15 protein-coding genes are annotated in these 14,795 nt (G+C 45.1%); 9 read left to right on the top strand and 6 right to left on the bottom strand.

Going from position 1 to position 14,795, the window contains the following annotated elements; translation table 11 throughout:
- Positions 1-8: 8 nt before the first annotated feature.
- The 4 genes from RIG27_RS07585 (at position 9) to RIG27_RS07600 (ending at position 3,926) form a co-directional block, all read left to right on the top strand.
- Positions 9-1,544, top strand: a complete 1,536-nt coding sequence (locus tag RIG27_RS07585) for a site-2 protease family protein (protein WP_446343888.1) — start codon at positions 9-11, stop codon at positions 1,542-1,544.
- Positions 1,545-1,742: 198 nt separating this feature from the next.
- Positions 1,743-2,276, top strand: coding sequence for a Uma2 family endonuclease (locus RIG27_RS07590; protein ID WP_446343890.1), 534 nt, complete (start codon positions 1,743-1,745; stop codon positions 2,274-2,276).
- A 694-nt stretch (positions 2,277-2,970) separates the two neighbouring features.
- On the top strand, positions 2,971-3,339 hold the full coding sequence (locus RIG27_RS07595; protein WP_446343892.1) for a tetratricopeptide repeat protein: 369 nt from the start codon (positions 2,971-2,973) through the stop codon (positions 3,337-3,339).
- Positions 3,340-3,443: 104 nt separating this feature from the next.
- A complete protein-coding gene (locus tag RIG27_RS07600; protein ID WP_446343894.1) occupies positions 3,444-3,926 on the top strand; it encodes a hypothetical protein in 483 nt (160 codons plus the stop codon).
- A gap of 258 nt (positions 3,927-4,184) precedes the next feature.
- Here the strand turns inward: RIG27_RS07600 and RIG27_RS07605 are convergent, their stop codons facing one another.
- On the bottom strand, positions 4,185-4,604 hold the full coding sequence (locus tag RIG27_RS07605) for a type II toxin-antitoxin system VapC family toxin (RefSeq protein WP_446343896.1): 420 nt from the start codon (positions 4,602-4,604) through the stop codon (positions 4,185-4,187).
- Positions 4,579-4,836, bottom strand: coding sequence for a type II toxin-antitoxin system Phd/YefM family antitoxin (locus RIG27_RS07610; RefSeq protein WP_446343898.1), 258 nt, complete (start codon positions 4,834-4,836; stop codon positions 4,579-4,581). The genes RIG27_RS07605 and RIG27_RS07610 overlap by 26 nt, the downstream gene beginning before the upstream one ends.
- Positions 4,837-5,185: 349 nt before the next feature.
- Between RIG27_RS07610 and RIG27_RS07615 the strand changes: the two genes are divergently transcribed.
- Positions 5,186-5,653, top strand: a complete 468-nt coding sequence (locus RIG27_RS07615) for a CYTH domain-containing protein (RefSeq protein ID WP_446343900.1) — start codon at positions 5,186-5,188, stop codon at positions 5,651-5,653.
- Between the two features lie 119 nt (positions 5,654-5,772).
- Here the strand turns inward: RIG27_RS07615 and RIG27_RS07620 are convergent, their stop codons facing one another.
- A complete protein-coding gene (locus RIG27_RS07620; protein WP_446343902.1) occupies positions 5,773-6,660 on the bottom strand; it encodes an alpha/beta fold hydrolase in 888 nt (295 codons plus the stop codon).
- 462 nt (positions 6,661-7,122) lie between these two features.
- Between RIG27_RS07620 and RIG27_RS07625 the strand changes: the two genes are divergently transcribed.
- Positions 7,123-9,963, top strand: coding sequence for a GAF domain-containing sensor histidine kinase (locus tag RIG27_RS07625; protein ID WP_446343904.1), 2,841 nt, complete (start codon positions 7,123-7,125; stop codon positions 9,961-9,963).
- Positions 9,960-10,109: a hypothetical protein gene (locus tag RIG27_RS07630; protein WP_446343906.1), complete on the top strand. Its 150-nt coding sequence runs from the start codon at positions 9,960-9,962 to the stop codon at positions 10,107-10,109. Before RIG27_RS07625 ends, RIG27_RS07630 begins: the two co-directional genes overlap by 4 nt.
- Here RIG27_RS07630 and RIG27_RS07635 read toward each other — a convergent pair.
- Positions 10,089-10,574, bottom strand: a complete 486-nt coding sequence (locus RIG27_RS07635; protein ID WP_446342455.1) for a sterol desaturase family protein — start codon at positions 10,572-10,574, stop codon at positions 10,089-10,091. The genes RIG27_RS07630 and RIG27_RS07635 overlap by 21 nt on opposite strands.
- Before the next feature lie 42 nt (positions 10,575-10,616).
- Here RIG27_RS07635 and RIG27_RS07640 point away from each other — a divergent pair, with 42 nt between their 5' ends.
- Positions 10,617-10,766: a hypothetical protein gene (locus RIG27_RS07640; protein ID WP_446343908.1), complete on the top strand. Its 150-nt coding sequence runs from the start codon at positions 10,617-10,619 to the stop codon at positions 10,764-10,766.
- Positions 10,767-10,873: 107 nt separating this feature from the next.
- Here RIG27_RS07640 and RIG27_RS07645 read toward each other — a convergent pair whose 3' ends face one another.
- Entirely contained in the window at positions 10,874-12,214 is a 1,341-nt protein-coding gene (locus tag RIG27_RS07645) for an aromatic ring-hydroxylating dioxygenase subunit alpha (protein WP_446343910.1), read from the bottom strand.
- 162 nt (positions 12,215-12,376) lie between these two features.
- A complete protein-coding gene (locus tag RIG27_RS07650) occupies positions 12,377-12,847 on the bottom strand; it encodes a DUF4079 domain-containing protein (protein ID WP_446343912.1) in 471 nt (156 codons plus the stop codon).
- 129 nt (positions 12,848-12,976) lie between these two features.
- Here RIG27_RS07650 and RIG27_RS07655 point away from each other — a divergent pair, with 129 nt between their 5' ends.
- On the top strand, positions 12,977-14,446 hold the full coding sequence (locus RIG27_RS07655) for an ankyrin repeat domain-containing protein (RefSeq protein WP_446343914.1): 1,470 nt from the start codon (positions 12,977-12,979) through the stop codon (positions 14,444-14,446).
- The last annotated feature ends 349 nt before the right edge of the window (positions 14,447-14,795 follow it).

Below are 14,795 nucleotides of genomic sequence, written 5' to 3' on the forward strand. Positions count from 1 at the left end.
CATTAAACATGTTCAACGGATCAGAGACGACTGCAACAGTTTTACTTCTCCTTGTCGCCCTTGGTGTCATCGGTTGGGGATATAGGCGTGCCAGAACTTACGGCAAACTCGGCATCCTCGCCTGGTTGCAGTCCCTCGTGTTAACGGTTCCCTGGCTGATATTTTTTGTCCTATTAGCTGCCGGAATTTATCTGAATATTGTTGGTATCTTATTGTTATTGGTGGTTTCAACCGGGATCTATATTTTCCTCGGTAAACGGTTGCGGGAAGAAGGTCAAGATGCCGTCTTGCAGAAGCGTGCCAACCAGTTACTCCATGAGAAATCTGATCCCAACGACAGTCAAAATGCATCACCGCAAGAAGACACCTCAGCAACCGCCCCATCACCAGAGAGTAGTAGTCCCGCCGGAACTGAAGTTATACCCATTTCGCCAGACGATCTGAAGACTATCCAGGGAATTTTTGGTATTGATACATTCTTTGCCACAGAAACCATTCCCTACCAGGAAGGGGTGATATTTAAGGGGAATCTGCGTGGCGGTGAGCCTGAGGCGGTGCATTCCCGTTTATCTGCCAGTTTAGAACAACGGTTGGATGATCGCTACCGACTCTTTTTAGTTGAAGATCCCGAAGGAAAACCTGTGGTGATTGTTCTACCCAGTAGCAATGATCCGCAACCGCTAACGATTCCCCAGAAGATTTTGGCAGGAGTGTTGCTGGTGGCTACCATTGTTACTAGCTTAGAAGCGGCTGGATTTTTGCTCAATTTTGATTTGTTTACCGCACCTGAACGGGTGAATGAAACCTTGCCCTTAGGTTTGGGGATTTGCACAGTTTTGGCAGTTCACGAACTCGGTCATTTGTGGGCAGCACGGCGTCATCAGGTTCGCTTGAGTTTCCCATTTTTTATTCCCAGTTTACAAATTGGTTCTTTTGGGGCGATTACCCGCTTTGAATCATTGGTTCCTAACCGTAAAGCTTTATTTGACATTGCCTTAGCTGGACCGGCGGCGGGTGGGATTGCGTCTGTTTTCCTACTGCTGTTGGGCTTGGTTTTGTCTGATCAAGGCAGTACCTTTCAGGTTCCGGCTCAATTTTTCCAAGGTTCGGTTTTGGTTGGTGGGTTAGCCCGGATTATTTTGGGAAATTCTCTGCAAGCACCCCTTGTTGATGTTCATCCCTTAACGATTATGGGTTGGCTGGGGTTAGTGATTAGTGCGTTGAATTTAATGCCAGCCGGACAGTTAGATGGGGGGCGGGTTGTGCAAGCTATCTATGGACGCAAAACAGCTCGCCGCACGACGATTGCGACGTTGGTTATCTTGGGTATTGTGGCATTAGCGAATCCCTCTAATCCATTGATTTTGTATTGGGCAATTATCATTTTGTTTTTGCAGCGTTCTTTGGAGCGTCCGAGTCTCAATGAAATTACGGAACCAGATGATACGAGAGCTATTTTAGGCTTAGTGGCGCTGTTTTTAATGGTGGCAACGTTGATTCCCTTCACGCCAGCGTTAGCGGTACGTTTGGGTATTGGTAGCTAAGGTAGGGGGAGTTTTGACCCTTCACAACCGTCAGGAAACCTGGTTTGTAGGGGCGGGTAATCGGATTTTCTTTTCACTATTGATAGTAACCTTTGTACAAAACCCGCTTTGATATCATGTCCGCCGAAATAACCGTAATATCCTTCTTCCTTGCAACAAAAGCTCCTTTCCTTGGAGCCCTTTGCCTTTTTCTATATCATGAGTCCAGTAATCACTACCCCACTCGCTGAGTTTCTGTCTCAACCCAATATCGAGTCTTCTCCGGCTTGGGAGTTCCTAAATGGGTGTGCTATCCAAAAGCCAATGCCGACTCTGTTTCACTCGCGCCTACAACGCAATCTGGTTAATTACATCAACCGCCATACTGACGAGTTTGAAGCGGTTCAAGAGTTACGCTGTTTAGTTCCTCCCTACTCACCCGTGCCGGATATTTCCATTATTGCGATCGCGCGTCTTCCTGATCAGGATGGACCATTCGATGGCACACCAGACTGGCTGATTGAAATTCGCTCTCCTGACCAAAGTACCCTAGACTTACAGAAGAAGATTCTCCATTGTCTGAGCAACGGCACACAATTAGCTTGGTTAATTGACCCCACCCGTCAACAGATATGGGTTTGGCAGGGGGATGATCTGCCGCTGGTATGCTCAGGATCGGACAAGTTACCAGCTTTGGGTAATTTGCCTGAACTCACCGTCAATGCGGTAATGGCAATGACTCGCCGACAGTGAGGAACCCCAGGCATAAATGCCGGGGCTTGAACAGTTGTCGAGCGCAGTCCCCAACTAAAATCTCCGATTTAGTTGGGGTTAGCGAGACGCAGCCGCTTTGATATAATACTAATAGGTACGGCGGCAGTTTGTTAACTTGTTCTGATAATATTACTATTTTTTTTCTGATCATTGCTGCAATTTTAAATAACTAACTAATATACAGCGCTTTTCAAGCAAGTGAGGTACACAGACAGATCCCCGACTTCTTGAAGAAGTCGGGGATCTTGCTTAGAGGCTGTACCTCATCAACCTGAAATCTGCTGTATTGTTTCTTGGATCTGACCTATTCCTCTTGAATTTATAAGTCGGCACCATTGTAGAGACGCGCCATGGCGCGTCTCTACATAAATGATGTGTCCTAACAGCTATGGCGGTTGCTATAACTTTGTTTTCCGATTGGGTAGACAAGGAGTTAACTTTGTGGTATATTTTTTTTGTTAGGGTGATATAGCAATACTGGTATACATAAATACATCAGTTTATACCAATAGACAATTCTTAACAGGCAACAGTAAAGAATTGTCTAACCTGCATTAGTATTGCTATACAAAAGTTTTGAATGATTTGACCATAAATACTTAATTCTCTGTCGGGGATAAAACTACAGCCCCACTTAGCTGATGCTTGGTTGCGTCATGGGCGGGTGTTGGCTTTGGCGAACAAACATCGGGAAGCGGTGGAGGTGTTGGAGAAAGGATGGCAGCTTTTGCCAGTAGGGGGTTTACAATCTGTATCTGCGGCGGTGTGGTTGGGGGAGAGTTACCGAGTACTGGGGGATGCTGAGGCTAGTCAGCGGTGGTGGGAAGTGGCTGGTGAGGGATGTCAGGAATTGAGGGCGTTTAACCGGGCGGCGGCTGATTACTGGTTAGGGAGAGCGTTGGTGGGGTTGGGGGATTGGTTGGGAGCAAGAAAGGCGTATGAAAGTGCGTTGAGTCAGCAGTTGTTGTATCCGGCGCGTGGGGAGGTTGAGCAGAGTTTGCGGCGGCTGAAAAGTAAGAGGAGGAAGGGTTTTAAGGGGTGAGGGTGGATTTTTGGGGAGAAAATTTGCCTGTAACTCGAAAAATTCACAAATTGGGGTGGGGGAACGTCATAAAAGTGTAAATAACTTGACTAGAGCATATTAATATGTCCTCTCTATACACAAACCTTCTGACTCACAACGAGGATTACAATCCCGATTATAGGCTTGACGGCGACCCTGTGGTGGGAATTAAGTTGGAAAGATCGTTTAAGCACTTCATAAAAGATGATGCAAGCCCCAGCTACACCTACACAAGCTACTTTTACGTCATCAACAAACTGCCAGTTTCTCTTCTTGATGTCTCAGTCTTTATATCCACTGGGGAAACTCCAGATCAGCCCAATGTTCAGACACAATTCCTGTCTTCTGATGGGCAGTGGCGTCCGTCAGCACAAATCGAAATCGGACACATAGAACCTCAGGCAACGAGTTTACGGCAAACGTTTACGATTCAGATCGTCCGAGTTTTACCAGCGGGTAGTCTAAACAATTTCCAATTGAACTACTACTATAACCCAACTTACAAGGTGGCTTATTCCAACAACCAAGATTTGTGGAATGCCCCATCTCAGGTAATAGTGCAATAGTGCGATCGCGCTTATCTTGTCGTGGCATGACCCAGCTAAAATGGTGCAATAGGAAATTAGCGTAAAGCATTGTCAGGTAAGGATTGTAGCATTTTTATAAAGTCACAATTAAGGTGGGTGATGTCAGTAGGGTGCGTTAGCTAAAAGCGTAACGCACCTTCTCAATTGCCGATGGGATGTCTACGAATCCCTAACCCCAAGAGCGATCGCATTTCGTTTGATTAGTGGCGATCGCTCCTTTTTCCCACAGAAAATAAACTACCATTCAAGTTTAACTGAGTAATTAGCAAAAACAGAATCACAACTAATCAGCACAGCATTTTCTATATTAGCTTGAGCAATCAATAACCGATCAAAAGGATCTTTGTGATGCATCGGCAAACTATCTAAAGCTAAAATATGATCAACAGTGATGGGTAATATTTCGATATAATTATTCTGTTGAAGAATTATAATTTCTGGCAAGGTTTTATTTAATTTTAGTTTACCTAACTGCTGTTTAATCTGTATTTCCCAGAGACTAACAACACTTAATAATCTAAGATTATCTTTATTCGTTAATAACTCTAAGGCTCTTGGAGAAAGTTTTGATGGCTGACTATCCCAGAAAATAAAGAACAGAAAATAAAGGTATGTGTATCTAACAGTAATTTCATGGATTTTGTAACCAAAATTCATCAGGTAAAGGTTGTTCAAAATCATCACTCATTACCATCGCTCCTAAATTTAATCCTGGCTGTGGTGTCTTTTCTGATTCCCAGATATTGGGTTCAGCAGAATTAAGTAGAGTTAATCTAGCAATGGGAGTATTACCTTTAGTAATTACTATTTCTTGGTCATCTTGAATCAAAGAGATTAATTCAAGAACAGTGATTTGTAATTTTTGAATATCCAGTGTTTTGGTTGACATAATTATTGCTTTGAACATTATACCTTCTGATTATACTGATATCTTGCACCTGTTTCAATAACCGCAGGGTGGACAGGGCTTTAAGCGTCACAATCCGATCCATAAGTCCAACATATTCTATATATGGAATATTAGCCAGGTTTTCTTAGCTGCGATCGCGCCTCTTTGTGATCAGGATAAACCCTTCGATGGCACACCCAACTGGCTGCCTAACCAAAGTCCCCTAAGTAGTAGGACAAAAGTAAAGCTGAGGGGGATTCTATATTAAACTGCAACTCGGTATTAAGTGCGATCGCGCCTGCCAAACTGATACTCTATTTTTTGTTCCCAAAGAGCTACAATTGCAGCCATGGCAATCGAAATTGAACGAAAATTTTTAGTTAAAGGCGATCAATGGCGCACCATTGGTCAAGGAATGCTCTATCGTCAAGGTTATATTGCTACTCATAACCTGACGACGGTGCGCGTGCGTTTAGTTGGAGATCAGGGCTATCTGACAATTAAAGGGAAAACCGAGAGTTTTTCCAGAGTCGAGTACGAGTATCCGATTCCCGGATCAGATGCTCAAGAGATGCTAGAGACATTGTGCGATCGCCCTTTGATTGAAAAAACGCGCTATAGGATAGAGTGTAAGGGTTTAGTCTGGGAAGTGGATGAGTTTATGGGTGAGAATGAAGGATTAATTTTTGCCGAAGTCGAACTAACTGATGAAAATCAAGATGTAGAGTTACCGGATTGGATTGGTCAAGAAGTAACTGGAGATCCTCACTATTACAATGCTAATTTAGTCCGGCATCCATTTAGTCAGTGGTCATAAATGTAGGGGCGGGTTTAGGGACTCAATTCACATATTCACCCATAAATTTACAACAAAACCCGCCCTGCCTCTCAAAATTGCCGTATGTCTCACCCATAAATTTACAACAAAACCCGTCCTTATTCATAAGTAAACTGCTGTATATATTCTGCTGTTATTTCCGGCTTTTCCAGGTGCGGGACATGACCACAGTCATCAATCCATATTAGTTGAGAATTAGAAATAGCCGCTTCAAACTTGTGAGCATATTTTGTTCCCAAAATTCGGTCATCTTTTCCCCATAAAATCAAAGTTGGCTGCTGAATTTTGCTCAGTTTTTGGGCAATGGGCGGATATCCTCCACTTTTAGTAAATGAAATTAATGCCCGATGCCATCCCGGCATTTCTAGATGAAGCGCAGCACAAAGTAAAGCATCAACAGAAACAAACCTGGGATCACAATAGGCGTTCTTACTAATATTTTCCCGCACCTGGGGACGCCGCAGAAACTCAACCGCCCAATAATCCAAGGGGGGAAACAACAATTTGCCAATGGGCGGGGGACTGGTGAAACCTGCACTATCCAGCAATACCAGCTTTTTCACGGCTTGGGGATAGGTTAAGGTAAAATCAATCGCCGCCGCCCCTCCCATCGACGCCCCAACCAGAATTACGGGGACTTCTATTTGGGTTTTCCAGAAATAATACAGATGAGTTGCGATCGCGCTGGCGCTAAACGTGATCCCAGATATCCGATCCGTAAAGCCAAATCCCAGTAAATCTACCGCCCATGTTTCCTGGTGTTCAGCTAATTTGGGAAACAGGCGGCGGAATTCAAAGATGGAACTATCAAAGCCATGTAATAACAGGATGGGTGTTCCCCCTTTTCCCTGGTGGACATAAGTGGTGGCAATGGGTTGGGGGTTCAGGGGTGTGAGAATATCTTGGCGTGCGATCGCCTGGGCTTGGGCAATTGAGGTAGACTCAGTAAGCTGCTGGATTTGGGCGGGAAGGAAATTGGCAAACATGAAGTGAAAGTGAGTTTCGACCCAACACTAGGCTTAAGGGGCGGGTTTGGGAACAAATATTAGAGATTATATCAAGTCTTGTTCAATTTTGCATTCATCGGTAGAAGCAACCTTCACTTAAATCATTTGATAACTCTAACAAAAGTAAAGTTTCCAATTTGTCAAGTATAAAGTTAAATTGGCTTACTAAAATCCCTTTAATTCAAATAAGTAGGTTGGTGGAAATAAGCTTAATTAGATTAGTTTTTGTAAGCACGCCTCAAACCCTTACATAAACGTAGATTGCTTCTTTTCGGGAAGCGAGTATTACAAATGACAATCCCCACCGCCCGCCTTTAATTGTTCCTACCTACTTACTCTGTTAGTCTGTCTGGTGCTAATGGCTACAGCAATCCTGAATACAAACTGACACTCTAGGGGATGTTAGTCTGAAGTAGGGTTTTGATTATCTATGCACCTCCTATGTATATTAGAACAATATACCACCTGATTGCCCAGGAGTTGAGGCAAACGTCCCTGGGAACCATCCTGATTATCCTCTTTGTTGTGCCAATTGCAGCAATGGTAGGGTCAGTGGGATATTTGACTTTCAGCAATGGACAAGCTGTCAATGAGGTAGCTGCTCAATTAGCTCACGAAATTAGCGATCGCGCTCAGCCCGGCAATTCCTCTAACCATTTAATTTTAGCTAAAACCAACAAATTTTTCCAGCCTAACGCTATTAACACGCGCATGACGATTATTTTATGTCTAGGACTATTCGTGAGCACGACATGGATGATCATTTTGATCACACGTTGGCTAAGAAAGTCAACCTCCCAGTCATTTAGCACAGTCCAAGACAATACTCGTGCTAAGGACTTATTTGAATCGATATTTAATGAATCGGCTGATGCCATTTTTATCGTCAATGCCAAAACTTTGGTGATTTCAGATTGCAATCACCGTGCGGTAGAACTCTTTGAAGCCCAAAGTAAGCAAGAATTACTCAATACCGAGGGGCATCTTCTCCAAAAAAAAAGATTTACGACCGGACAACTCCGTTCTATCGCCAATCAGGTTAAGCGCTATGGCTTTTGGCAGCAAGAGTTAGAATATGTCAGTAAAAAAGGTAACGTATTTTGGGGTAACTTGGCAATTCGGCAAATTGATGTGGCAGGTCAGCCAATGCATCTGGTACGGGTGACTGATATTACCCCACGCAAACAAGCCGAAGCAGCGCTACGGATTCGCCAACGCCAAGACGCCGCGATCGCACAACTGGGTAAAGAGGCATTAATTGAGGCAGATTTATCACTCTTAATGGATTGGACAGTCACTCTAGTTGCCCAAACGTTGAATCTAGACTATTGCCAAATTCTGCAACGTTTACCCAATGGTGAGGAATTGCTTCTTGTAGCCGGATTCGGTTGGCAAGCGGGATTAGTGGGTCAAGCTACAGTAAGTGCTGGAAAAGAATCCCAATTCGGTTATAGTTTGGTCTGTTGGGAACCGATTATTGTCACAGACTTACCCACAGAGAAACGGTTTCAGGGTTCACCTTTACTCCAGGAACATGGGATTGTCAGTGGGATGAGTACGAGAATTCCCGGTCAAAATCAACCCTTTGGCGTATTAGCGGTTCATACCACCCAAAAACGCCAATTCACCGATGATGATATTTACTTTTTGCAAGCCATTGCCAATATCATTGCCACAGCCATTGAACGCAAACGCACAGAGGAAGCCTTACGGGAGAGTGCAGTGCGGGAGAGGGCGATCGCGACAGTCTTGCAACGGATGCGTCAAACCCTGGATATTGACAAGATATTCACAGCGACAACAGAAGAATTGCGCCATGTCTTGAGGTGCGATCGCGTCGCCATCTATCGGTTCAATCCGGATTGGAGTGGCGAATTTGTCGCCGAGTCTGTGGCGGAGGGTTGGGTGACGTTAACCATTGAACAGCAAAATAACCCTGATCTCAAAGCCGATGCCCTAGAATCAGAAAATTGTACTATCAAAACCTTGGATGGCGCAGAAAATCTCTCTATTTCAAGTTTCCATCCCCAAATTTATCCGCCCTATTCTCATCCAAACGTTAAAATTACCAATCTCCAATCAGATAACTCGCTACAGGATACCTATCTCAAAGATACTCAAGGTGGTGCTTACAGCCAAGGTGCAAGTTATCGAGTTGTTGAAGATATTTATAACGCTGAATTTACTCCCTGTTATATCGAACTACTGGAACAATTTCAAGCCCGATCCTACATTATTGCTCCCATATTTTGTGGTAAAAAACTTTGGGGATTACTCGCCACCTATCAAAACTCCAGTCCTCGCGCTTGGCGAAAATCGGAAATCAGTGTCGTGGTGCAGATAGCCACTCAGTTTGGCGTCGCCGTACAGCAGGCTCAATTATTACAGAAGACTCAAGAACAAGCCCTAGATCTGAAACTCACTTTAAATCAACTCAAACGCACCCAAGCCCAATTGGTTCACAGCGAAAAAATGTCCAGTCTGGGGCAAATGGTTGCTGGTGTGGCACACGAAATTAACAATCCGGTTAGTTTTATTCATGGTAATTTGACTCCTGCGAAGGAATATGTTCAAGATTTAGTTCGTTTGATTCAAACTTATCAAAAGACCTATCCCACTCCCACAGCAGAACTTCAACAACTGATTGAAGACATTGATCTAGAATTTCTGCTCAAAGATTGGCAAAATTTGCTCAACTCCATGCAAATTGGCACCGATCGCATCCGTGCCATTGTTCTATCGTTAAGAAACTTCTCCCGCTTGGATGAAAAAGAAATCAAGAAAGTTGATATTCATGAAGGTATTGATAATACCCTTTTAATTTTACAGCATCGATTGAAAGCAGCAGGTAATGTCCAAAATATTCAGGTGGTTAAAAACTATGGTAAACTGCCATTAATAACCTGTTATGCCAGTCAGTTGAATCAGGTGTTTATGAATATCCTGAATAATGCGATCGATGCTTTGGAGGATCAACCGTCACCACGATTAATTACTATCTCTACTGAAATCGATACGGATAAAAAACAACAGTCAATGGATAATGCAAAATTGACAAGAGACTGTATTGTTATCCGAATCATTGACAATGGTTCGGGTATAAATAAAGAAAATATGCCAAAAATATTCGATCCATTTTTTACCACAAAACCTGTCGGTAGTGGTACAGGGTTAGGATTATCGATTAGCCATCAGATTGTCGTCGAAAAACACAAAGGGCAAATCTATTGCACTTCAACTCTTGGGCAAGGAACCGAATTTATCGTAAAAATTCCATTGTGATTGGTCATTTGTCATTTGTCATTTGTCATTATCTCCCCCAGCTTCCCTATCTCCCCCAGCTTCCCCAGCTTCCAGACGTAGCATGCTACGTCTCTACATTGCTTCCCCAGCTTCCCCTGCACCTTTTACCGCCAGCGCAATTGTAAATAGCCGCGTTCAGGTTGTTTCAATTCCTCATCGGTGAGCCAATCCACAGGCTTATACGTTCCAAAAACTCGATCCCACCAATCGATAGCTAAACCAAAATTGTGATGCCACATTTGATATTTGTGGTGAACATAGTGAACCGGCATTTTCATCCAGAAACACTTTGTTGGATTTTCGTGCTGTAGCTGATGAGCATAAGCAGAAAAGGCAGCATAAACCAGTCCGCCTAGGAACCAACCCAGTCCAACTTGCCAGGAATAGAAAAATAAGAGGCACATAACAATAAAGCTACCCCGCACATAATCCCGGAACTCCCACAGCACCCCCTGTCCTTCATTGCGGCGGTGATGATCCCGGTGACGTTCACCAATGCGGGCATTCGCGTGCATCAAGCGATGCATCCAGTACTCCACGAAGGAAGCGAGGACAAATGCCAGAACAAAACAGATGATTGGGCTAATCAACTCTTTTTCCTCACACGTTCGACTAATTCATTAAGCGACAATTTGCTTATCAGTATATTATCGGTCATTTGTCATTTGTCATTCGTCATTTATCATTTATCATTTGTCATTTGTCATTTGTATTTTGTCTTTTGTTATACTCGCTTCCCGAAAAGCACTCTAATCGGGGCGGGTTTAGTTATATCAGGGTGACAAGCAAATGTTAATGGTAAAACCCGCCCCTACAAAAGACGTTCCACCGGAACGTCTCTACAATTTCTCCCCCATCTCCCCTATCTCCCCTATCTCCCCTATCTTCCCTACCCCTGTGCTAAATTCCGGGGTGGAATCGTTCGCCCTTCGTAGAATCGCCGTTCCAGCAGACTCAATCCGAACCAGCCGAAGCCAGAAATTAATGCCACTCCACTGGAGACAATAGCGGCTACCGTTGCCGTTTTGTCAAAAAATAGTGCTAGTAATGGGATAATCGCCCAAGCCATTGCCCCCACAACGGCAACACCTCTACGAATCTGGCGAATTCTAGCTAAGGCGGTGCTGCAACTCTTACACTTAACCGTATGAGAGTGATAGCGATCCAGTAAAGTCTCCTGTGATAATCGGGGAGGTAAGGGTTGGTCTGGGAATGGATCTGCATTGTACTGATTCACCCACTGGCGCAACTCCAACACAAACCGATCAGCTTTAGTGGGTAAGTAAAACGCTTTGCTGAAATTGGCACTCCCGCCTTTGGACTCTAGATAGCGTTCCTGATAATGGAGAAAAATTTGGTCATCTTCCAAAACCCCATTCTGCCCAATGTGAGAATACCAGCGAGGCGTGAGTTTAATAAAGAAACCGGGGAGTTTAGACGCAAATTTAAAAGGAAAGCGAGCAAATAGGCGACATTCTCCCTTGCGAATCGGCGTCGCATACACCACCGTCATGGTTCTGCCAAACTGTTTCGAGGTGAGGTCATGCCACATTAATGTGGGAGCAATAAAGGTGGTGTCTTGGCGTCCTAGGGTTCCTTTACGGGGTCCTTGTTCCCAAACCCCTTTAAACCCCTGTTTGCCGGATTCGGTGACTTCTAGCTCAACCGGACTGGCATAGGCGCGATCGCTCACCGAGCGATGATGGGTAAAGGGAACGTGGCTTACATCTAGCACGTTTTCCAGCAATGTTAAGGCATCATAGGGTAAGTCCCGAAACGTATCGATACAAACCCATTCCTCTGGGGAATCGTTTAAGGGTTCGACGATAGGAACCTTGACATTGGGCGCGTTTTCTGGGTTGCCGGGATAAACAAATAATAGCCCTTGACATTCAGTCGTGGGTAAGGCGGTAACGCAGGCGCGTTGAGAGGTTTGGGCGCTACTGTCTTCGGTTTTTTGCGGAATGCGATCGCACTTTCCTTCTCCGGTGAATGCCCAACCATGATAGGGACATTCCAGCAGTCCATCTTCAGCAATCCTACCTTGTGAAAGGGGAGCAAGTCGATGAGGGCATTGATCATCAAAGACACGCCAGCGATCGGTAACCTTGTCCCACCAGATGACTAAATCTCGATCCAGGAGTGTGAATTGAGTAGGTTGAGACTGATCTAAATCCTTAAGGTAATGAACAGGATACCAGGCTTCTGTGTGATCGAAGGAATGGGTCATGGGTTAGGCAACAGGGTATTCTCAAAGGTTCCTTGTTTGATCATAAAAAATATAGTCCCCTTCCCTCTTGCAGGGGAGGGCTAGGGAGGGGTCATATCATCTCCCCCTCAAGAGTTATCATTTCCTTGTTCCGTCTCTTCGGCGCTGGAGCCTTCTGCGATATTACATTTTGCTGATAATCTTCTGCACAATCTGCATTCCCGTCACCGCTTGCCAGCCAAACAGTCCTAAAAGCCCTGCATTTAGGGCAATATGGCTATAACGTGCCCAATTATGCCCTTTTTGCATGAAGGGTGTCAGAGACGCTGAGGTGGCAATCATGGCGGTCATTCCCAAGCCAACCAGTAAGTGGGAACCGAAAAATAATTTGCCGTTGTTGATGTAAGTGACTGCCATTCCTCCGACGGTGCCAATCACCATAAAGGCTAACAGGGCTGAACCAATTTGATGGTGTTTGATGTTGTATTTGCCCTTGACTAGCTCTTTGCGGAGTTCACCTTCTGCCGTTCTCGTCTGTTGAATTTTGATCCCCAAATACAGGGCATAAATAGCAGTTGCCAGCAGCAGCCACATCACTATAGGGTGAAAGAATTGGGAGTAAACTTTAATCGGTTCTGGGATGTCGAAGTTCATAGCTTCTTGGAGCAATTTTAATATAGTGACAAAAGTTAACATAGCATAGCTGCGGTTTCGTCTAAAGTCTGATCACGAAACTGGCTTCCCTCCCAAGAGGTAGATTTCCCCTGCAATTAGACAACAGCGATGATCCAAAACACTGATGGCTTACTGCTGAAAGCCGCCCAAAGTGGTAACTTGACCCAAATCAAAGCCCTACTGAGTCAGGGGGTGAATATCGATTTAACCGATGGCGATGGTACAACGGCATTGATGATCGCGGCTCAACGGGGGTATACAGAAATTGTGCGATCGCTCATTGCCGCAGGTGCTAAGGTTAACCTGCCGCGAAAACGATACCATTTAACCGCACTCATGCTAGCCGTTGCCGCCAATCAGGTGGATGCAGTGGAAACGCTAATTGCGGCAGGTGCTGATGTTAACGCCAAGAATGAAGATGGTAGCACCGCGCTGATGGTAGCGGCACATAAAGGTCATCTCACACTGGTGCAACGCTTACTACAAGCAGATGCCGATGTCAATATCCAAGATAAAGATAACGATAACGCCCTGAAGCTAGCGGCGGAAAGTGGTCATCTTCAAATTGTCAACATCTTACTTGAAGCCGGGGCAGATGGCACACTCAGTTCAGAGGCATTGCTGCTGGCGGCGAGTGAGGGTCATACTCAGATGGTGAACCGATTGCTGGAGGGTGGGTTTGATGCCAATACTCGCAACATTGATGGCAGAACCGCACTCATCCAGGCGGCGGAGTTAGGTTATTTATCGATTATTCAGTCATTGTTGGCGCATGGTGCTGATGTCAATTTGCAAGATGAGGATGGTGAAACGGCGCTGACGTTAGCAGGGGATCAAGGGCATACGTTAGTGGTTCAAGCTTTAGTCGCGGCGGGTGCGGATGTGAATCACCACAATCCCAGGGGGGGAACGGCACTAATGGCGGCAGCAGCCGGGGGTCATTGTGACATTGTGAAAGTATTACTGGATGCAGGCGCAGAGATTAATCTCCAGGATGCGGATGGGGAGACAGCCTTACATTTAGCCTCGGTAGAAGGGCATAGGGCGGTTGTGGAGGCGTTACTCCCGCGTAATGCTAACGTAGACCTGAAAAATAAGCTCGGTGACACCCCACTGATGCTAGCCGCTTTACATGGTCACACAGAGATTGCGATCGCGCTAGTGCACCATGGTGCTGACGTAAATACCACCAACCAAGGCGAAACCCCACTTACCCTTGCCCTATTTCAGGGATACCCCGAAACGGTAACAGTATTGCTCAAAGCGGGGGCAAATGCCAATCTGACCGATATAAAAGGGAAAACCCTGTTAATGAAGGTGGCTGATCAAGGGGATAGTGAACTGATACGCTCATTATTAGCAGCCGGGGTTGATGTGAATCAGCGAGATAGTGCCGGGGCGACAGCCTTAATGTGGGCAGCCCATCGAGGTTATATCCCTGCTGTGAAATGTTTATTAGACGCGGGTGCGGATGTCACCCTCAAAAATCGGGGGGGCTATACGGCGATGATGATTGCTGAATTTAATGGGTATCCGGAAGTCGTGGGTATCATGAAAGCTGCAGGGGCGGCTGAGTAGTCGCACAAAGCCTCCGCACAAGCTAGATGAAACGAATCATACAGTCCAAAACCAACCCCCTCCAATTGTTGCGATCGCAGATCAATATTTTCGTTAATTTCCTGCGTCACTGTTGCTAATTCCAAGAATTATAATATATAGGCTTTTTTCTCCAGATTCCGCATTTTTTCCAGTTCCACTGCGATAAGTGGGTGGACACAATAAAAGCTAACGGTGGAGATCGTCATTTGTCATTCGTCATTTGTCCTTTGTAAGGGTTTGAGGACTATTTACAAAACTTAGTACAATGCCGTTTTCTTTTGTCTGACTACTTAGCTTCACTTTCAATTAGTTGCCACTGCCTTGCACG

It is taken from the genome of Coleofasciculus sp. F4-SAH-05, assembly GCF_040222985.1.
GTDB classification, from domain to species: domain Bacteria; phylum Cyanobacteriota; class Cyanobacteriia; order Cyanobacteriales; family Coleofasciculaceae; genus Coleofasciculus; species Coleofasciculus chthonoplastes.